The organism is Phyllobacterium sp. MT110 (genome assembly GCF_058792715.1).
The window spans coordinates 380,987-399,678 of sequence record NZ_JBXAFE010000001.1; the positions used below are offsets into that span (position 1 = coordinate 380,987).

Genomic DNA, 18,692 nt, shown 5'->3' on the forward strand with positions numbered 1-18,692 from the left:
GGAATCACTCTCATGGCAGTCAATACAGCAGCGCAATCAACCACCTGGACCTATGTCGACGGTGACTGGCACGAGGGCAACGTGCCTCTGATCGGGCCGCGCAGCCACGCCATGTGGCTGGGCTCGACGGTCTTTGACGGCGGACGCTGGTTCGAGGGCGTCTCGCCCGATCTTGATCGCCATTGCGCCCGCGTCAATGCCTCCGCCGCCGCGCTTGGTCTCCAGCCGACCATGAGCGCGGAAGACATTGCCGGTCTTGCCCGCGACGGGCTGAAAAAATTCGATGGCCGGATCGCCGTCTATATCCGGCCGATGTACTGGGCCGAGCATGGCGGCTATATGGGTGTGCCCGCCGACCCCGCTTCAACCCGCTTCTGTCTCAGCCTGTACGAATCGCCGATGCAGGAGCCCACGGGTTTTTCCGTCACCGTTTCGCCCTTCCGCCGTCCGAGCTTCGAGACGATGCCGACCAATGCCAAGGCCGGTTGCCTCTACCCCAACAATGGCCGCGCCATTCTCGAGGCCAAATCCCGCGGTTTCGACAATGCGCTGGTGCTCGATATGCTGGGCAATGTCGCTGAAACCGGCAGCTCGAACATTTTCATGGTCAAGGACGGGCACATTTTCACGCCCGCGCCCAATGGCACGTTCCTATCCGGCATCACCCGCGCCCGCACGATCGACGTGCTGGCCGATTACGGTTTCCGCACGACGCAGGCGACCTTGACGGTGCAGGATTTCCTCAACGCCGACGAGATTTTCTCCACGGGGAACCATTCGAAGGTCGTGCCCGTTACCCGTATCGAAGGCCGCGACCTTCAGCCGGGTCCGATCACCAAGAAGGCGAGGGAGCTCTATTGGGAGTTCGCCCACTCCACGCCGAAAATTTAACGCTGAAACCGGATCAAACCGAAATATTGATCCGTTCCGCATTGCCCCCGGGGAAATACGGACCGAGAGCCTTTCTCGCCTAAATAGAAACAGTTCTGTTTCTCGGATGGCGAGACAATCCACGCGGAAGGTAGCGAGGCCGATGTTTACCCATCGGACGAAGCTGCCTGACAAAGTGGGTGTCCGCCAGCCGGAAACCCGAAGGGCCGGATGAATTTGGTTCAAATCCATCGGGGTTTGACTTCGCCCGATGGGTAAACATCGGTCTCGTCAACCCCCTCGACCTTGAACCAAATTCTTTCCGGCAGAACTATTCTATTTAGGTGAGAAAGGCTCTATGTAACGAACGCAGGTTTTGTCAGGATTGGCCATCACCCCGCAACGGGGAACACCCGGTGCCAATCCCGATCACAGATTGAATCGAAGAGGAGACTTCCATGGCTTTCGAACTGCCCGCACTGCCGTATGATTACGACGCACTCGCCCCCTTCATGTCGCGCGAGACGTTGGAATATCATCATGACAAGCACCACAAGGCTTATGTTGACAACGGCAACAAACTGGCTGCCGAAGCCGGTCTTGAAAATCTCTCGCTTGAAGAGATCGTCAAGCAGTCCTATGGCAAGAATGCCGGCCTTTTCAACAATGCCGGCCAGCATTACAACCACCTGCATTTCTGGCATTGGCTGAAGAAGAACGGCGGCGGCAAGAAGCTTCCGGGCGCTCTGGAAAAGGCCATTGACTCGGATCTCGGCGGCTACGACAAGTTCCGCACCGATTTCATCGCTGCCGGCACCACACAGTTCGGCTCCGGCTGGGCATGGCTTTCCGTCAAGAACGGCAAGCTTGAAATCTCCAAGACACCAAACGGCGAAAACCCGCTGGTTCATGGCGCAACGCCGATCCTCGGCGTCGACGTATGGGAACACTCCTATTACATCGACTACCGCAATGCCCGCCCGAAATACCTCGAAGCTTTCGTCGACAGTCTCATCAACTGGGATTACGTCCTCGAACTCTACGAAAAAGCCAAATAAGCTTTTTCCCGAGCGATATCGATGGAAAGGCCCCGTCATGGATGGGGCCTTTTTCTATTGTCCGTCCGGAGCCAGTGTCCCACTGGCACCACCACAGAATACGGATAATCGGACTGTCGTCAAGCCTTATTGCAAATGATTTTCATTTGCATTTTACAGCGATGACGCTGCCAGACACCGCGGAGCGATGTCAGGCAGGGCGAGGGCAGGAAAATCTAGTTCCCGACAACCACCGTATCGTCAGGTCCGAGCAGGCGCCCGTCATCGGAGCGCAGCTCCAGCCGCCGCACCGGTTTACCCGTTTCGCGGTCGACCAGTTGGACTTTCGCCTGATAGCTGTCGGAGTAGTATTCTTCACCCCATTGCCGCAAGGCGACAAGCAGCGGGAAGAGATCGCGGCCTTTTTCGGTCAGCACATATTCATTGTAGGCGCTGCCATCGGCGCAGGGCGCGATGGTGAAAATGTCATGGGCAACGAGATTGCGCAGCCGCGTCGACAAAATATTCTTGGCCAGGCCAAGACTTCTCTGAAATTCCCCAAAACGCCGCGATCCCTCAAACGCGTCGCGTATTATCAGCAGTGACCACCAGTCTCCGATCGCATCCAGTGGCCTTGCCACCGGGCACGGATCATCCTTGTGGCTCGTTCGCTTGACCATTGTAGTCCCCCTTTTTTTGGTCGCAGAGCAGTGCTCATCTTGTTTCTCCCTCTGCGAAGGGTAGTTGCAATATAAAACCGATGGAGCTAAGACGCAACAGGTTTTAATTTGCAACCACATTCGCAGGAGGATGCGATGAAGCTTGAGCAGGACGATAATCTGGTCATTGGCGGCGGACAAGCGGTCTATACGGATGAAATTGCTGAAAAAACGCCTTTCAGCGGGCCGCAGGCCATAGAATTCTCCCGCCCCCTGGCACTTCTGTTTGCCGTTGCCTGCGGACTGGCCGTGGCGAACGTCTATTTTGCGCCGCCGCTGCTCGATGCCATTGCCGACAGTTTTGGCATGAGCCACGCCACCATCGGCATGATCGTCTCGATTTCGCAGGTCGGTTACGGGCTTGGCCTGCTGCTGATCGTGCCGCTGGGTGATCTGATCGACCGCCGCCGGCTGATCGCCGGCCAATCGGTTCTCTCCGCGCTGGCCCTTCTGGCGGTGTGCTTTGCCCCGACCGCGCTCGCGCTGCTGGTGGCGATGGCCGCCATCGGCCTGCTCGCCGTTGTCACGCAGGCGCTCGTCGCCTATGCCGCCAGTCTGGCAAAGCCGCATGAGCGCGGGCAGGTGGTCGGGATCGTCACCAGCGGCATCGTCATCGGTATTCTGCTCGCCCGCACCATTGCCGGCGGCATGGCCGATCTGGCGGGCTGGCGCTCGGTCTATGCCGTCTCGGCGGTGCTGACGCTGATCATTGCAGCGCTGCTGTTTCACTTCCTGCCACGCAACGAAGTGCGGCGGACAAAAATCGCCTATCCGAAGCTGATCAGGTCTGTCTTCCTGTTGTTTGCCGAAGAGCCGGTGCTGCGCATCCGCGCCATCATTGCCATGTTCATCTTCGCCGACATAACCATGCTTTTGACACCGCTGGTGCTGCCGCTGAGCGCACCGCCGTTTTCGCTGTCGCACACGCAAATCGGGCTGTTCGGTCTTGCCGGCGCTGCCGGAGCGCTGGCGGCCTCGCGGGCAGGGCGCTGGGCCGACCGGGGCCATGCGCAGCGCACCACGGGCATTGCCCTGACCATCATGCTCCTGTCGTGGATACCGGTCGCCTTCATGCAGACGTCACTGTGGTTCTTGATCATCGGCATTGTGACCATCGATTTCGCCCTGCAGGCGGTGCATGTTTCCAATCAGAGCCTGATCTACCGCGTGCGTCCGGAAGCGCAGAGCCGCCTGACGGCGGGCTATATGATCTTCTATTCGATCGGCAGTGCGGCAGGCTCGCTCGGCTCCACGCTGGTCTATGCCTCCGCCGGCTGGACAGGGGTCAGCCTCGCGGGGGCGGGCATCAGTGCGCTTGCCCTGATGTTCTGGGCTGCAACCCGTCATCGCACGCCATCCGGAGCGATGGCAGAGGCGGGGCAACATTAAGCCCTTGATGACGGGCATGCATGGCCCCGGCGATGACATCAAAATCCTCCGGGCTGATGGCTAGCACCCCGAAGCGGAACTGGTAGCCCCAGTTCTGCCTGCCCCTGGTGAAGCTGAGACTGTCGAGCAGCGGGCGGATGTCCGCTTCGGTGGCATCGAACCAGCCGATATTGCGGCGCCACGGCACGAATCCTCCGCCCATGTCGTGGCGGTAGGCGTCTTCCGCCTGCACCACGCCGATGGCGGTGAAAGCCTGCAGGCGGTCCTTGCCGCCGAATATCTCGGTCGGCGAATAATAGACCACCCCGTCGCCAGGCTTGATGCGCTTCAGCGGGCCTTCCTTGCCGTGGCACACCTGCATGAAGCCGTCCTGCAGGCCGCGGCGGACATGGTCCGCCGAAGCAACTGCGATCCAGTGCCGGCTCATTGCGCCGTTCCCTGTTCCGGGGTGGCGGCAAACATCCGCAGCCGATGACCATCCGGATCGAGGGCAACAAAGGTATAGCCGAAATCCATGTGCACCGGCGCCTGAACGATCGGCAACCCGCGTGCCGCCCAGTCCCTGTGCGTTGCCTCGACTTCGCTGTCCGTATCCACGCTGAACACGAGTTCGCTGCCCGAACCAATGCTGGTAACGGCCGGTTCAACCTTGTTGTGCGCCCAGACGCCGAGCAGCAAGCCGGAGTCGAGGGCAAACATGGCAAAATTGACCGTTTCTTCAAGCGGTTCGCGCTTGAGCAGAGCCGCGTAGAAGGCGCGGCTGGCAGGGGCATTGGCAACGTAGAGAATGATAAGATTGGGGTTGGCCACGGCATTTCTCCTTCAGGTTGTGACGGGAACACCATAAAACGGCATGCTGCCAGTTTCTGGCAGTAGTGATCAGCGCGGCTGGGCGATGCCCTGTGCGTCGCGCCACTCCTGCAACAGGACCTGCCGGCGCTTGGGATAGCGTATATCCGTTGCTTCGAGCCGCGACAGCCGGTCCGTGCGGAAATGCCGGAAATCCTGGCGCAGTTCACACCAGGCAACGATGACGCGCATTTTATCGAAGAAACCCAGCGCGAAGGGCCAGATCAGGCGGCTGGATTGACTGCCATTGCCGTCGCGATAGGTGATATCGAGCTTGCGCTCGCTGCGGATCGCTTTGCGCACGTCGGCAAGATCGACGCCATCGGTTGCCGATCCGTCCCCGGGACCCACCAGCAGGGCAGAGGTATCGACGCTGTCGCGCAGATCGTCCGGCAGCACCGCCGCGATCTTGTTGAGCGCATCGCGCGCCGCCGTGGAAAGCCGGTTGTCCGGCTGTTTGGCCACCCAGCGCGAACCGAGCACCAGCGCTTCGATCTCCTCTTCGGTGAACATCAGCGGCGGCAGCATGAAGCCGGGGCGCAGCACATAGCCGAGGCCGGGCTCGCCCTCGATATGCGCACCCTGCGCCTGCAGGGTGGCGATGTCGCGATAGAGCGTGCGGATGCTGATGCCGGTCTCCTCCGCCAGCACCTTGCCCGCGACCGGACGCCGATAGCGGCGCATGGTCTGGATCAGGTCGAGAAGGCGCTGGGATCGGGACACGGTTACTCACCTGCGGGGATGCGTTGCCACATCATGCCATATTTTGGCAGTGGTTGGAAATTCATAGTCTTGGCCGGTCGTTGATGACGTTTTGCAATCTGGACAGTTGCTTTGAAGGCCAGCAGGTATTTTCGCATACAAGGCCGGTGATATGGACGACGTTCTGAATTTCTTTCTGCGGAGAGCGGTCGAAAATTGCCACGTGATGCGCAATGTCATTGCGAAAGCGCCGCATGCTATCCAGACGGGCACGGATACTTTCGCCGCTTTCTCGCGGATCCGCATGCGGGAATGCGGCCTTGACCCCCTGTGCCCATAACTGCTTGTCGTAGGCAGCGGTCATGAGAGAGACCCAAAAACCGAGTGACAAGCCGGCGACAATATGGTCCTGACTGAGCATCGCGGCGTGCTTCTTTTGCTCCCTTCGCTTGGTGTCGATCAGTTCATCCTTCATCCGCGCCGGAAGAAGATTGATGAACCGGGGATTCTCGTACCAGCGGCTGTGAAATCGTCCGACGACCGGCTTTTGAATGGCATTACGCGCCGCGACTTCCGCGAATTGCATCGGCAGATACAAGGATTCGCAAAGACGCGCGTTCCAGATGTAGAGCCGCAGTGCCAGATGCCGGTCGCCTCCAGCAGCTGGCAGGTAGCGAGCGAGGCGGGCCGGAGACAGTGTGCTTTGGATGTCGGAGTGGACGGCCGGCACGCACGAAAACGGATATTGCATTCCTTTCCACCGTATCTTAAATTTTGAGCATGAGCTGCGGATGTGATCACTGCGCCAAGCGTAAATCTGCTGCAGACAAAAGTGAGGGCGGGCCGGAAGGCGCCGCCTTCGTCTTTTCAATCCCTTCAAATCTGCATATTGCGCGTTTGGAAGCTATACGATTTTGGTCGTAGTCGCGTTAAGCCTTGTTGGCTTCCAGATAGGGCGCGTAGAGGCTGCCGTCGCTGGCTGAACGCCGGAATTCCAGCACCCGCTGGCAAAAGGCGTCGAGCTCCGGATCGTCGGTCAGCCCATTCAGGATGAAACCGGTTTCGTCCCGTGCCGCGCTGCCGCCGTGATGGCCGGTGCGCTCGATCCAGAAGCTGGGGAAATTCTGGCGCGGCCGGCACGAGTTGGATGAACTGACGGCATACTGGTTGAGCCAGGCATAGCCCTGGATCAGCGGCTGGATCGTGTGAGCCTCGATCCGGTCGCGCGATACATTGTCCGCGTAGCAGGAATGGAAGACCAGCTCGACCTTGCCGGCGTGTTCCTGCCAGAGTTCGGGAAAGGCCCAGTCGAGGCAGATGAGAAAACCGCAGCGCACGCCCTTGATATCGAGAGTCAACGGCGTATCGCCCGGCGCAAAGGCGCGCAGATCGTTGATCGAGCAGCGCCGCTTGTCATAGCGCCCGGCAATCGCACCCCTATCGTCAAACACGAACAGCGCATTGGTGGGCCGGGTGTGCGCATGATCCCAATGCACCGAACCGGTGACGATCCAGATCGCGTGGGTGCGGGCCGCCTCGGCAACCCTGTCCATGGCGGCGTTGAGCGTTGCCCATTCGAAATCATCCCAGGATGGCCATGTCGCGGCGCCATAACCGGAGAGGGCGCATTCGGGAAAATGCACGACATCAGCACCGGCAGATGCGGTGCGGGCGATGAGATCGAGCATGTGGGCCAGATTGGCGTTGATGTCATGCGAAACCGGAAACTGGCAGGTGGCCACCGTCAGCCGGGCAGGCTTGCCGCGCGCGGAAGGCGGGACATCCCAGACATGGTCGGCGCGTTTTTTCTTCACGGGCTTTTCCTTCGACTCACCAGCACCATGGAGTTTACCCGATTGCTGCTTAAGCAAGAACCGGTGCGCTGCGCTGGCAGCGGACATTTTCGGTGGCAAAACACTTAAGTTAACAATTAAGTATTGGTTGCGCGACCGCCAATCACGTGATACTTAAGCAATCACTTAATGAATTGACCGGCAAGGGAGGACATCATGACCGGAGGTTCCGTCAACCATGCAACCATCATTGTCGAGCGCACCTATGATGCCTCGCCGGAGCGCGTATTTGCTGCCTGGTCCAGTGTCGAGGCGCTCCTGCGCTGGAACGCCATGGGCGATGGTTGGCACGCGGCCTATGATCACTTCGATTTTCGTGTCGGCGGCGGTGACATCTTCCGTTTCGGCAAGACCGGCGGCGAAACCTATATCAGCACCAGTTCCTACCAGGATATCGTGCCGAATGAACGGATCATTTCCGCCGGTACGATGAGACGCGAAACGACGCCCATTTCCAGCAGCATCGTGACCGTTGACCTCACGCCGTCGGGCAAAGGCTGCCGCCTCGTCCTCACCGAACAGGCGGCCTTTCTTGATGATGAAGACAAGCCGGAGTACCGCCGGGCCGGCTGGAGCGCCATGCTCGACAATCTCGGCGAGGCATTGAAAAGCCAAGCCGCACCGGCCTGATCAGGGCGCTGAAACGATCCATTCGGCAAAGGCGGTCATGGCTGGTGTCGGCGTGCGCGATTGCAGCCGCGTCAGCCAGTAGCTTCCCAGCGAGATCGAGGTCTGGAACGGCTGTTCGATGGCGCCTGCGGTCAGATGGCGTGAAAACATCATCGGCGGTGCAAGAGCAACGCCGATCCCCTGCAGGGCGGCTTCCATCATGGCCAGGGACGAGTCGAACACGATGGCTTTGTTCAATTGCGGCGAGGCGGGAACGTTGGCCGCCGCGAACCAGTTGTTCCACTCATCCATGCGATAGCTTCTAAGCAGCGTGTGACTGGCAAGATCGGCGGGCTCCAGCAGCGTCTCGGCCAGCTGCGGCACGCACAGCGGCGAGAGCGGTGCCTCGAACAGGCGGGTCGCATCCGTGCCGTGCCAGGCGCCGTTGCCGAAGCGGATGGCAAAATCCAGCCCTTCCGCCGCCATGTCGACGCGATTGTTGTTGGTCGACAGCCGAACCTCGATAAAGGGAAACTGCCGCTGGAAATCCGGCAGCCTCGGCAGGAGCCAGCCGACGGCGAATGTGCCGACCGCGCCCAGAAACAGCAGCTCACGGACCTGTCCCCCCTCGATCCGGTCAAGGGTGTCGGCCATCCGGTCGAAGGAGCCGGTGACCACGGGCAAAAGCGCTTCGCCTTCCGCCGTTATCTTCAGGCCGCGCGGCAGGCGCAGGAACAGCGGTACGCCCAGGCGCATTTCCAGGCTCTTCACCTGCTGGCTCACCGCAGCCTGTGTCACGCACAATTCGATGGCCGCGCGGGTGAAGCTCAGGTGCCGTGCGGAAGCTTCGAAGGCTCTGAGGCCGTTGAGGGGGAGAAATGGCCGAACCATGGATACCCTAATTTTTCTTATGTCTGCCCCGAGATATCATGTTTTGACAGGGCCTCCCAGCCGGTTAGATAGATGCGGCTCAGCAGGTCTGCGATGCAATGCGGAAGCCAGTCTTATGTCAGGCGATCTCCATGACCAGCACCTGCGGGGTTTTCAACCGGCGCGCAATTCGCGCCGGTCGCGGACCCGTCCATAATGCCGAACCAGCAAAGGAAGTCGAAGAAATGCCAGCGAAAGCCACCAGAGTTCTGCTCTCCATCCTGTTTGCCGCCTCTGCGCCGGCCGCCATGGGGCATGCGGCCGACAAACCGGCGACGGCAGTCAGGGCCGTCGTGGATGCGGCAATCAGGCCGGTCATGGAAAAATACAATATTCCCGGAATGGCCGTCGCCGTCACGATCAAGGGAAAGCCCTATCTCTTTGACTACGGCGTTTCCTCCCGGGAAACCGGCAAGCCGGTCACGGCCGATACGCTCTTCGAGATCGGATCGATCAGCAAGACCTTCGTGGTCACGCTTGCGGCCTATGCGCAGGCAAACGGTCAGCTTTCCCTGTCGGACAAGACCAGCAAGTATCTGCCGTCCATGCGGGATACGGCCTTCGGCAATGTCAGCCTGATGCATCTTGGCACCCATACGCCGGGCGGCTTCCCGGTGCAGGTTCCCGACGAGGTGAAGAACGACGACCAGCTGATGACCTATCTGCAGAACTGGAAGCCGGCCTATGCCGCCGGAACATACCGGACCTATGCCAATCCGAGCATCGGCATGCTGGGTTACATCGCGGCAAAGGCGATGAATCGGAATTTTGCCGCGCTGATGGAAGGGCAGCTGTTTCCGGCCCTTGGCTTGAAAAGCACCTATATCAACGTGCCGGACACCAAAATGGCGGATTATGCCCAGGGTTATACCAGGAAGGATGTCCCGGCCCGGGTGAGCAAGGCGGTCCTTTCCTCGGAAGCCTATGGCGTGAAAACCACCAGCACGGACCTGATCCATTTCCTGGAAGCAAACATGAAAATGGCCAGGCTGGAAGGCAAGCTGCAGCGGGCGATCGCCGATACGCATACCGGCTATTTCAAGGTCGGCGCGATGACGCAGGACCTGATCTGGGAACAATATGCCTATCCGGTCGATCTGAAGACGCTGCTGCGCGGCAACTCTCCCGATATGCTCAAGCCGACGCCGGTGACCGCGCTGACGCCGCCGCAGCCTGCCCGCGACGATGTGCTCATCAACAAGACAGGTTCCACCAACGGCTTCGGCGGCTATGTCGCCTTCGTGCCGAAAAAGCAGTTCGGCATCGTCATTCTGGCCAACAAATACTATCCCAATGAGGATCGCATCCGCATGGCCTATCAGATCCTGACACGGCTGGATGCCAACAACGGCGCGAGCGAATAAGGGATGCCCAGCGGGCCGTGCGAAGGTGTTTTCACATATTCGCACGGCCGGTTTTTATATGTGATCGCCCGCGTCCCCCGTGCCATTGCTGCGCCATATTGATTATTCATCTCTGGTTCATGGGATTAGACTTAAGTCTATTCCCAAGGGACTTAACATGTCGAAATGCACGTTCACTCAGGGCGCATTTCACTGGAGGCACTATGAAAAAGTTGATGTCAGCTCTTTTTGCCGTCGTGATGTCGATCGGAGCCCTCGGAGCAGCCGGACCGGTGTCCGCCGCCCCGATGACTGTCGAAAAGCCCATCACCGCAACAGGGCCAGCGGCTGCAGACAGCAATGTGCAGCGCGTTCAGTATTACCGTGACTATTACGATCGCCGCTACGACCGCCGCTATTATCATCGCTATGACCGCCGCTGGGATCGCCCGCACTGGCGTCACCGCTATGATCGCCGTTGGGACCGTCGTTGGGACCGGCGCTACTATCATCGCTATGACCGCCGTTGGGATCGCCCGTACTGGCATCACCGCCATGATCGCAGATGGCGCCGTATCTGACGGACAGACAGCAAAACCCCGGCCGAAAGCCGGGGTTTTTCGTATGCGAACCAATCTCTGTCATACGAAAATGTGATCGTATGGGGCGGGTGCAATCCGGGATGTTTACTGTAGGGTTCGGACCCGAGAATGCCCCTGAAAACCCTTGAAGCCACATGTTCTTGAAGCCACGAGAGTTGGAGACATCCATGAAGAGACTGATTGCATTCGCTGTGGCGCCTTTGCTGGCCATGACAGTGTTTTCGGCTGCCGCAGGCGCTGATCCGATTGCGGACCGGCAGGCGATTATGAAGGATCAGGGCAAGACCATCGGCAGTATCGTCCCGATTGCCAAAGGCGAAAAGCCGTTTGATGCGGCTGCGGTGCTGGCGGCTCTCAGCAGGCTGAACGAGGATGCGCAGAAGATCGATCCGGCAGCGCTGTTTCCGGCCGGCAGCGACACCGGCGGCGAGACCACCGCTTCGCCGAAAATCTGGGAAGACAACGCGGGCTTCGTCGCTGCTGTCAACAAGTACAAGGCCGATGCCGCAGCGGCGGCTGCCGCCAAACCGCAGGACCTTGACAGCTTCAAGCTTGCCTTCGCGCAGGTCTCGCAGAATTGCGGCGCCTGCCATCAGACCTTCCGCGTCAAGAAGAACTGACCGGACAGGCGGGGGAGACACAATGATCCGCAAGCTGCTGCTGCTCGTCATTGTGGTTGCCCTGGCCGGGGGCGCCGGATTCTGGTTGCTGTCGGCGCCGTCGCGGGTTGATCCGGCACGGCTTGCCGCCGCGGCTCCCGGCGATACCAAGCGCGGCGAACGGGTATTCTGGGCAGGCGGCTGCGCCTCCTGCCATGCCGCACCGGGCGCCAGAGGCGATGCGCGCCTGGTGCTGGCAGGCGGCCATGAGCTGGTCACGCCGTTCGGTACCTTCGTTACCCCCAACATTTCTCCCTCCGGCAAGGGTATCGGCGCCTGGTCGTTCGAAGACCTGGCCAATGCCATGCTCGCCGGGGTATCGCCGGATGGAAGGCACTATTATCCCGCCTTTCCCTACACCTCCTATGCGCGCATGCAGGTGCAGGATATCGCCGATCTCTATGCCTACCTGAAAACGCTGCCGCCGTCGGACAATGTCGCGGCGGATCACCGGCTGCGTTTCCCTTTCACCGTTCGCCGGGGATTGGGGCTGTGGAAGCGGCTCTATCTGGCATCCGATCCGGTTCTCACGATCGCCGATGCCACGGATGCGATCAAGCGCGGCCAGTATCTGGTGGAAGGCCCCGGCCATTGCGGCGAATGCCACACACCGCGCAACGCCATTGGCGGGCTGGACAAGAGCCGCTGGCTGGCCGGCGCAAAGGCACCCGAGGGCAAAGGTGTCGTTCCCAACATCACGGGCGGCGAGGGCGGTATCGACAGCTGGTCGGAAAAGGATATCGCCTATGCCCTGGAAAGCGGGTTTACGCCCGATTTCGACTCGCTCGGCGGGTCGATGACCGATGTCGTGCTGAACACGGCGCATCTGGAGCCGGCCGACCGGGCGGCGATCGCGGCTTACCTGAAAGCCATTCCTGCCCATCCCCGGGGTTTCCCCAAACCCTGAACGCACGCCGCCGGGATTGCCTTTCGGCCAAAGGATTTCATTTCGTCCGGCCTGGCGGAGCATGATTTTCCCGATCCCGCCTATTGTTCAATATTTATGACGTCGAACCGGTTCCGCGTTTACCCCATCCTTGCGTGTGAGGTGTCTGCCCGCCCGTGGCAGCCCGCAGGAGATGGAAAGGATGGCATCGATGGTTACACGCAGACAGACTCTTTCGCTGATCGGGGCGGCGGCCGTGACTGCGCTCGTGCCGTTGCCCGTCCGGGCGGCCGCTGCGGTGCCGCTGAAAACACTGCGCATCGGCTGGCAGAAGAACGGTGTCCTCGCCCTGGCCAAAGGCACGGGCGCGCTGGAGAAACGCTTGGCAGCGCGCGGCATCGCCGTGAGCTGGGCCGAATTCTCCTCCGGTCCGCCGCTGCTCGAGGCGCTGGGTGCCGGTGCGGTCGATTTCGGTCCGACCGGCGACGTGCCGCCGCTCTTTGCACAGGCCGCGGGCGGCAATCTGGTCTATGCCGGCACCTATACGGACTCACCCGATGGATCGGCCATTCTGGTACGCAAGGATTCGCCGATCCAAAGCCTTTCGGATCTGAAAGGCAGGCGCGTCGCCTTCAAGCGCGGGTCGGGCGCCCACAATTTTATCGTCAAGGCGCTGCGCACGGTTGGTCTGTCAGTCAACGACATCAAGGCGGCGGATCTTTCGCCGTCTGATGCGGCCGCGGCCTTTTCGTCCGGCCAGATCGACGCGTGGTCGATCTGGGACCCCTATCTCGCCATCGCCGAAAAGCGACCAGAGACGCGTGTTCTGGCGACGGGCCGAGGAATTATCGACAGCTGGTCCTATTTCCTCAGCAATGGCGATTTCGCTGCAGCGCATGGCGATATTCTAAGCGAAGTACTGGACGAACTGGCCAAGGTAGGCCGCACAGCACAGGACAATCTGGCTGAAACTGTCACCGCCCTGTCGAAAATTACCGGCGTACCGGAGGATATCCAGAGAATTACCCTGACACGCGAAGGCATGCGGCTGGGCGATGTGGCGGCCGTCTCGCCCAAGGCCGTCGCCGATCAGCAGGCCTTGGCTGACGAGTTCTATGATCTGAAGATCATTCCCAAAAAACTCAACGTCAGCGATATCGTCTGGAAGGGCAGGCCTTCCTGACCTGCCCATTTGGGGGGAATCAGGACTTGCTATCCTCATTGCGCAGATTGGCATTGACGCGATTGAGAAAGGCCACGAACTGCGCCGTCTCGCTGGCGGAAAACCCCGTCATGGCCAGAATGTTGCCCTCGTTCAGTGCCGCATAAGCCTGCGGCAGGCGCTCGAAGGCGAGCGCGGTGAGCTCGATGATCTGGCTCCGCCGATGGGCCGGATCGGGCTTGCGCTGAATGAAGCCGTCCCGTTCCATCCGGGCCAGCACCTGGGCCATGGACGGCTGTTCCACCCGCAGCAGCCGGGCCAGATCGGCCTGCGTCGATGCTTCGCCATTCTTCACCGCCACCAGAACCGGGAGATAGGCCGCGCCGAGACCAAGCGGCCGCAGCCGCTCCTCGCCTCTGCGCATCAGTTCTCGCGCTGCCTGCTTGATGAGGAAAGATGGGGTTTGTCTCGGGTCCGGGTTGGGCATGGCGATTCTCCTTGCATAGGACCCTATGATATAATAATAGGACCCTATGCAATCTACCAGTGAGATGATGAACATGTCAAAGAATTCAGGGATCGCCATTGTCGGCGGTGGCCCCGGCGGGCTGTTGCTCGCACGTATGTTGTATCTGAAGGGCGTCGCCTTCACCGTCTATGAGCGGGATGAATCGCCCGTGCATCGCGGGCAGGGCGGCATGCTCGACCTGCATCCCGCAACCGGACAGTATGCCATGAAGCGAGCCGGGCTGTTTGCCGAGTTTCAGCATTTTGCGCGCTACGAAGACCAGGGCACGCGGCTTTATGACAAGCACGGCCTGCTTGTGTACAAGGACGATGCCTCCGACGGGGACCGCCCGGAGATTGACCGCAGCCAATTGAGAGACCTGCTTTTGCGGTCCATTCCGGCAGACAGCGTTCGCTGGGGCTGCCGTTTGACGGAAGCCCTGGGGAGCAATGACGGCACGTTCGAACTGCATTTCGAAAACGGTTCCGTCACCCGGCATGATTTCGTTGTCGGAGCTGACGGCGTCGGGTCAAGGGTGCGTGCACTGGTGTCGGACGAAAAGCCCCGGCATATCGGACTGACCCTCTATGAACTTGCGATCGACGAAGCCGACGCACGCCATCCCGATATCGCGGCGCTGGTCGGACGCGGCACGATGATTGCCAAGGGCGACGGCAAGTCGATCTTCGCGCAGCGCAACGCCAATGCGCATGTCCGCGTCTATGCGGCGCTGCGGGGCGAGGAGAAGCCGGGGTTCGAGGCGACGAAGGCAAGCCTCGCCGCGCAGTTCGCCGGCTGGGACGGCAGTCTGCTGCAGCTCATAGAATCGGCAAAGGACACGGTGCGGCCCTGGCCGATTTGCGCGCTGCCCGTCGGGCACCGCTGGCAGAGCCGCGCTGGTGTGACGCTGATCGGCGATGCGGCGCATGTCATGCCACCGGCGGGCGAGGGCGGCAATCTGGCGCTGCGCGATGCCGCCGATCTCGCCGATGCCTTGACCGGGGAAGAGGACCGGCCCATCGCCGTCCGGGCTTACGAAGCCACGATGTGGGAACGGGCCGCGACGGCTGCGGGCGAGGCGATGCAGGCGATGGCCGCCGGTTTTGCCGAGGACAGTCTGGAAGCAACGATGAAGCGGATCAGCGGCGCGGCCTGAACTCAGCGCCTGTTGCACCCGATCAGCACGGAATTCCCGTCGACATATTTGCTGCGCATGGTGTAGAGCCAGCCGCGGCATTCTTCCATCGTGCGGAAGCAGCGAAAGTCGGAAACCGGCACATTGTCGCTGCCCATGGAAATGATCGGATTGTCGGTCGTGCCGGAATAGCGGCCGACGATCACACCCGATCCGCGCGGCGGGTTGTTGCAGCGCTGCCCGGCAAATTCGCTGACATTCTTGCGAACCGCTGCCTGCACTCCGGTTGTATCCAGAACCGAAAGCAGGGGTTGGGCGGCGAACGCCACGCCGAGCATCAGGACAAGAGCGCTTCGTTTCATCATAAACCTCCGCAGTGAACCAAGTCTGACATTGCTTCCCCACAAGCGCTTTGTGCCTTTATAGCCGAAACCGCAGCACGTGTAACCGTGACGCGGTGCATGGGCGAACACATCTGCGCGACCAAAGTCGAATTGACGGTGAGAGCAAGAAATAGGAATATTATCCCTTGAGTGCTTTCACGAGAAGTTAAAACCACCGCAGTTCCTGAGACCGTTTTGAGGATTTCGTCGATGGCAACGCGATTTTTTGACGATGCGCCCCATGCTTGGGAGCTTGCCGGGCCGGGCTCGGTCCGGGTTTCCGTCCATGCCTTGCAACTGGCGCGCGATTTTGCTGCAGAAATCGAGCGAACGCGGCCGGGCGAAAGCTGGATCGTTTCCTTCGACTGGGCCGATGCCCGCAGCTTTCGCCAAGCCAATCCGCCGGGGCTATGGCGACATGTCGGCCCCGGTATCGATCTGGCGGCATATGAGAGGCGGAAACTGCCGGAGCACGCTCTGGCACTTTTGGGAAATATGGAAATTGTCTTCAAGATTCCGGCTTATATCCTGGCAGTAAAGACAGAGCGCCTTATCGATACCGACCCGGATGACAGGTCAAAACTGATCTTGCAATAGGGGGTACACTCGCGGGAAATGTCGTGCTGATATTTCCAGCTACCCAGTGCATCGGCCGCCCGCTGGTGTCAACGGGCGGCGGGGATGAGGTGCCAGCGATCAGGCAGCGGTCTTGTTCACGAGCTTGAGAGCATAGGCATAGACATAGGCGACTTCCTCCAGATGGGAGAAGCGGCCGGAGGCGCCGGCATGCCCGGCATCCATGTTGACGCGGAACAGCACGGGATGATCGTCGGTCTTGAGCTCGCGCAATTTGGCCACCCATTTGGCCGGTTCCCAATAGGTGACGCGCGGATCGGTCAGCCCGGCGACCGCCAGAACCGGCGGATAGGCCTGTGCCCGGATATTGTCGTAGGGCGAATAGGACGCCATGTAGGCATAGTCCGTCGGCGAGGTGATCGGATTGCCCCATTCGGTCCATTCGGGCGGGGTGAGCGGCAAGGTATCGTCCAGCATCGTGTTGATGACGTCGACAAAGGGCACTTCGGCGATGATGCCGCCAAATACCTCCGGCGCCATGTTGGCAACGGCGCCCATCAGCAGGCCGCCGGCAGAGCCGCCATGGGCAATGGTACCTTGCGGATTGGTAAAGCCTTCCGCCACGAGATGGCGGGCGACCGCGATGAAATCGCTGAACGTGTTCTTCTTGTGCAGGCGCTTGCCATTCTCGTACCACGCATAGCCCTTGTCCTTGCCGCCGCGAATATGGGCGAGGGCATAGATGAAACCGCGATCGACGAGCGACAGGCGCGTGGTGCTGAAACTTGCCGACATGGTCGAGCCGTAGGAGCCATAGCCGTAGAGCAGGCAGGGTGCGGAACCATCCAGTTTCGTATCGCGGTGATAGACGATGGAAACCGGCACGGTTTCGCCGTCCGCCGCCGGAGCCAGCAGCCGCCGCGTGACATAGTCGTCCGGGTTGTGGCCGGAGGGGACTTCCTGGGTTTTCAGCAGCGTGCGCTCGCGCGTGCGCATATTGTAGTCGTAGAGCTGCGATGGCGTGGTCATGGAGGAGTAGGAGAAGCGGATGACCTCGCTGTCATATTCGGGGCTTCCCTGCAGGCCGAGGGAAAACGCTTCCTCGTCAAAGGCGATGGCGTGTTCCTCGCCCGTGTGGCGGTTGTGGATCATGATGCGCGGCAGGCCGTTTTCCCGCTCCAGCCAGACCAGATAATCCCTGTAGGCGCCATGGCCGAGCAGCAGGCGTCCCGGCTTGTGCGCCACCACCTCGGTCCAGTTGGCCGGTTCCGGCGCGGTGACCGGCGTGCGCATGATCTTGAAATCCTTGGCACCGTCGATGTTGGTGAGGATGTAGAAGACATCGCCGCCTTCGGTCATGCTGTATTCCACGCCGGACTGGCGCGCGGCGACAAGGCGGGGTTCGGACGCGGCATCCCTGGCATCGAGCAGCCAGACTTCCGACGTTTCGTGATCGTGACAATCGATGAAGATGAAATCATCGAGCGCGCTGCCGCTGACGCCCATGAAAAAGCCGGGATCCATTTCCTCATGGATCAGGCGGTCCGCGCTCTCCGGCTGGCCGAGCACGTGGTAGAACAGGCGCGACGGGCGATGGTTGGCATCCACCTTGGTGTAGTAAAAGCCGGTTGACTGGGCGTTCCATACGCCGTCGCCCGATGTTTCGGTGACCACATCGGTTGCGTCGGCCAGCGTCGTCAGATCGCGCACCCGCAATGTGTAGAACTCGGATCCCTTGTCATCGAAACCCCAGATCATCCTGGTGTGATCCGGCGAATGATCGGCGGAAGCCAGGCTGAAATAGGCCTTGCCTTCGCCTTCCAGGTCGCCGTCCAGCAGCATCGTCTCGGCGCCGCCGTCGCGCGGTATGCGGAAGAAGCGCGGATGCTGGCCGCCGGTCTTGTAGGACGTGCCATAGGCAAAGGGGCCGTCCTTGGAGGGCACCGAGGAATCGTCTTCCTTGATCCGCCCCTTCATCTCGTCGAACAGGGTGCTCTGCAGCGCCTTCGTATCGGCCATCAGCGCGGTTTGATAGGCGTTTTCCGCTTCCAGGTGGCTGCGGATGGCCGGATCGAGCACGGACGGATCCTTGAACACATCCTGCCAGTTGTCGGCGCGCATCCACGCATAGTTGTCGACACGGGTTATGCCGTGGCGCGTGTCCGATACCGGGTGTTTGGCGGATTGCGGGGCGGGAAGAGAGGTGAAACGTGATGTTTTGGTCATGAAATACTCTCAGTACAGTGGATGGAACGGGCTGATGACTTTGCAACGGAACAATGTCGCAGGTTGCCGGAGAACACGATGACAATCACATCTGCGAAGGATTCGTCAATCCTGCCTGTCCGGAACAGCGCCTTGCTCCGGGCGTGCCGATAGACGAGATCCGCCGGTTCATCTGCGAATACTGTGGCGCGCCGCCTGCAACACTACTGCCGCGCTCGCGCGCCCGTCGCCAATCCGGTGACGAAAGTCGCGTC

At 60.5% G+C, this 18,692-nt stretch carries 21 protein-coding genes; 11 read left to right on the forward strand and 10 right to left on the reverse strand.

Annotation, left to right across the window (positions count from 1 at the left end; genetic code table 11):
* Positions 1-12 precede the first annotated feature (12 nt).
* Positions 13-891 carry a branched-chain amino acid aminotransferase gene (locus tag AC1Q5O_RS01845; protein ID WP_223611414.1) on the forward strand — a complete coding sequence of 293 codons (879 nt, stop codon included), beginning with the start codon at positions 13-15 and terminating at the stop codon, positions 889-891.
* Positions 892-1,328: 437 nt separating this feature from the next.
* Positions 1,329-1,928 carry a superoxide dismutase gene (locus tag AC1Q5O_RS01850; protein WP_105737248.1) on the forward strand — a complete coding sequence of 200 codons (600 nt, stop codon included), beginning with the start codon at positions 1,329-1,331 and terminating at the stop codon, positions 1,926-1,928.
* Between the two features lie 215 nt (positions 1,929-2,143).
* Here the strand turns inward: AC1Q5O_RS01850 and AC1Q5O_RS01855 are convergent, their stop codons facing one another.
* Positions 2,144-2,587: a winged helix-turn-helix transcriptional regulator gene (locus tag AC1Q5O_RS01855; protein ID WP_346307893.1), complete on the reverse strand. Its 444-nt coding sequence runs from the start codon at positions 2,585-2,587 to the stop codon at positions 2,144-2,146.
* 135 nt (positions 2,588-2,722) lie between these two features.
* Here AC1Q5O_RS01855 and AC1Q5O_RS01860 point away from each other — a divergent pair, with 135 nt between their 5' ends.
* Positions 2,723-4,015 carry an MFS transporter gene (locus tag AC1Q5O_RS01860; RefSeq protein WP_492561722.1) on the forward strand — a complete coding sequence of 431 codons (1,293 nt, stop codon included), beginning with the start codon at positions 2,723-2,725 and terminating at the stop codon, positions 4,013-4,015.
* Here the strand turns inward: AC1Q5O_RS01860 and AC1Q5O_RS01865 are convergent.
* The 5 genes from AC1Q5O_RS01865 to AC1Q5O_RS01885 form a co-directional block, all read right to left on the reverse strand.
* Complete coding sequence (locus AC1Q5O_RS01865) at positions 3,933-4,442, reverse strand: EVE domain-containing protein (RefSeq protein WP_492561723.1); 510 nt, start codon at positions 4,440-4,442, stop codon at positions 3,933-3,935. The genes AC1Q5O_RS01860 and AC1Q5O_RS01865 overlap by 83 nt on opposite strands.
* Positions 4,439-4,825 (reverse strand): VOC family protein, encoded by a 387-nt coding sequence (locus tag AC1Q5O_RS01870; protein ID WP_472461525.1) that lies wholly within the window; start codon positions 4,823-4,825, stop codon positions 4,439-4,441. The genes AC1Q5O_RS01865 and AC1Q5O_RS01870 overlap by 4 nt, the downstream gene beginning before the upstream one ends.
* Before the next feature lie 69 nt (positions 4,826-4,894).
* Positions 4,895-5,587, reverse strand: a complete 693-nt coding sequence (locus AC1Q5O_RS01875; protein ID WP_492561724.1) for a helix-turn-helix transcriptional regulator — start codon at positions 5,585-5,587, stop codon at positions 4,895-4,897.
* Between the two features lie 61 nt (positions 5,588-5,648).
* Positions 5,649-6,317 carry a hypothetical protein gene (locus AC1Q5O_RS01880; protein ID WP_492561725.1) on the reverse strand — a complete coding sequence of 223 codons (669 nt, stop codon included), beginning with the start codon at positions 6,315-6,317 and terminating at the stop codon, positions 5,649-5,651.
* A 178-nt stretch (positions 6,318-6,495) separates the two neighbouring features.
* Complete coding sequence (locus tag AC1Q5O_RS01885) at positions 6,496-7,380, reverse strand: carbon-nitrogen hydrolase family protein (protein WP_492561726.1); 885 nt, start codon at positions 7,378-7,380, stop codon at positions 6,496-6,498.
* A 195-nt stretch (positions 7,381-7,575) separates the two neighbouring features.
* Here AC1Q5O_RS01885 and AC1Q5O_RS01890 point away from each other — a divergent pair, with 195 nt between their 5' ends.
* A complete protein-coding gene (locus AC1Q5O_RS01890; RefSeq protein ID WP_492561727.1) occupies positions 7,576-8,049 on the forward strand; it encodes an SRPBCC family protein in 474 nt (157 codons plus the stop codon).
* On the opposite strand, the gene AC1Q5O_RS01895 is transcribed toward AC1Q5O_RS01890, so the two are convergent.
* Positions 8,050-8,919, reverse strand: coding sequence for a LysR family transcriptional regulator (locus AC1Q5O_RS01895; protein ID WP_223611406.1), 870 nt, complete (start codon positions 8,917-8,919; stop codon positions 8,050-8,052).
* Positions 8,920-9,143: 224 nt separating this feature from the next.
* Between AC1Q5O_RS01895 and ampC the strand changes: the two genes are divergently transcribed.
* The 5 genes from ampC (at position 9,144) to AC1Q5O_RS01920 (ending at position 13,631) form a co-directional block, all read left to right on the forward strand.
* Positions 9,144-10,322, forward strand: coding sequence for a class C beta-lactamase (gene ampC, locus AC1Q5O_RS01900; RefSeq protein ID WP_492561728.1), 1,179 nt, complete (start codon positions 9,144-9,146; stop codon positions 10,320-10,322).
* A 215-nt stretch (positions 10,323-10,537) separates the two neighbouring features.
* Positions 10,538-10,882 carry a hypothetical protein gene (locus AC1Q5O_RS01905; RefSeq protein WP_223611405.1) on the forward strand — a complete coding sequence of 115 codons (345 nt, stop codon included), beginning with the start codon at positions 10,538-10,540 and terminating at the stop codon, positions 10,880-10,882.
* Positions 10,883-11,070: 188 nt separating this feature from the next.
* Positions 11,071-11,523 carry a c-type cytochrome gene (locus tag AC1Q5O_RS01910; protein WP_492561729.1) on the forward strand — a complete coding sequence of 151 codons (453 nt, stop codon included), beginning with the start codon at positions 11,071-11,073 and terminating at the stop codon, positions 11,521-11,523.
* Between the two features lie 22 nt (positions 11,524-11,545).
* Positions 11,546-12,469, forward strand: a complete 924-nt coding sequence (locus AC1Q5O_RS01915; RefSeq protein WP_492561730.1) for a cytochrome c — start codon at positions 11,546-11,548, stop codon at positions 12,467-12,469.
* Between the two features lie 190 nt (positions 12,470-12,659).
* Entirely contained in the window at positions 12,660-13,631 is a 972-nt protein-coding gene (locus tag AC1Q5O_RS01920; protein ID WP_492561731.1) for an aliphatic sulfonate ABC transporter substrate-binding protein, read from the forward strand.
* Positions 13,632-13,650: 19 nt separating this feature from the next.
* Here AC1Q5O_RS01920 and AC1Q5O_RS01925 read toward each other — a convergent pair whose 3' ends face one another.
* Positions 13,651-14,097, reverse strand: coding sequence for a MarR family winged helix-turn-helix transcriptional regulator (locus tag AC1Q5O_RS01925; RefSeq protein WP_492561732.1), 447 nt, complete (start codon positions 14,095-14,097; stop codon positions 13,651-13,653).
* Positions 14,098-14,170: 73 nt separating this feature from the next.
* Between AC1Q5O_RS01925 and AC1Q5O_RS01930 the strand changes: the two genes are divergently transcribed.
* Positions 14,171-15,274: an FAD-dependent oxidoreductase gene (locus AC1Q5O_RS01930; protein WP_492561733.1), complete on the forward strand. Its 1,104-nt coding sequence runs from the start codon at positions 14,171-14,173 to the stop codon at positions 15,272-15,274.
* A gap of 2 nt (positions 15,275-15,276) precedes the next feature.
* Here AC1Q5O_RS01930 and AC1Q5O_RS01935 read toward each other — a convergent pair whose 3' ends face one another.
* Complete coding sequence (locus tag AC1Q5O_RS01935; RefSeq protein WP_346307906.1) at positions 15,277-15,615, reverse strand: metallophosphoesterase; 339 nt, start codon at positions 15,613-15,615, stop codon at positions 15,277-15,279.
* Between the two features lie 231 nt (positions 15,616-15,846).
* On the opposite strand from AC1Q5O_RS01935, the gene AC1Q5O_RS01940 reads away from it, so the two are divergent.
* Positions 15,847-16,233, forward strand: coding sequence for a hypothetical protein (locus AC1Q5O_RS01940; RefSeq protein ID WP_492561734.1), 387 nt, complete (start codon positions 15,847-15,849; stop codon positions 16,231-16,233).
* A gap of 99 nt (positions 16,234-16,332) precedes the next feature.
* On the opposite strand, the gene AC1Q5O_RS01945 is transcribed toward AC1Q5O_RS01940, so the two are convergent.
* Complete coding sequence (locus AC1Q5O_RS01945; RefSeq protein ID WP_492561735.1) at positions 16,333-18,438, reverse strand: S9 family peptidase; 2,106 nt, start codon at positions 18,436-18,438, stop codon at positions 16,333-16,335.
* Between the last annotated feature and the right edge of the window lie 254 nt (positions 18,439-18,692).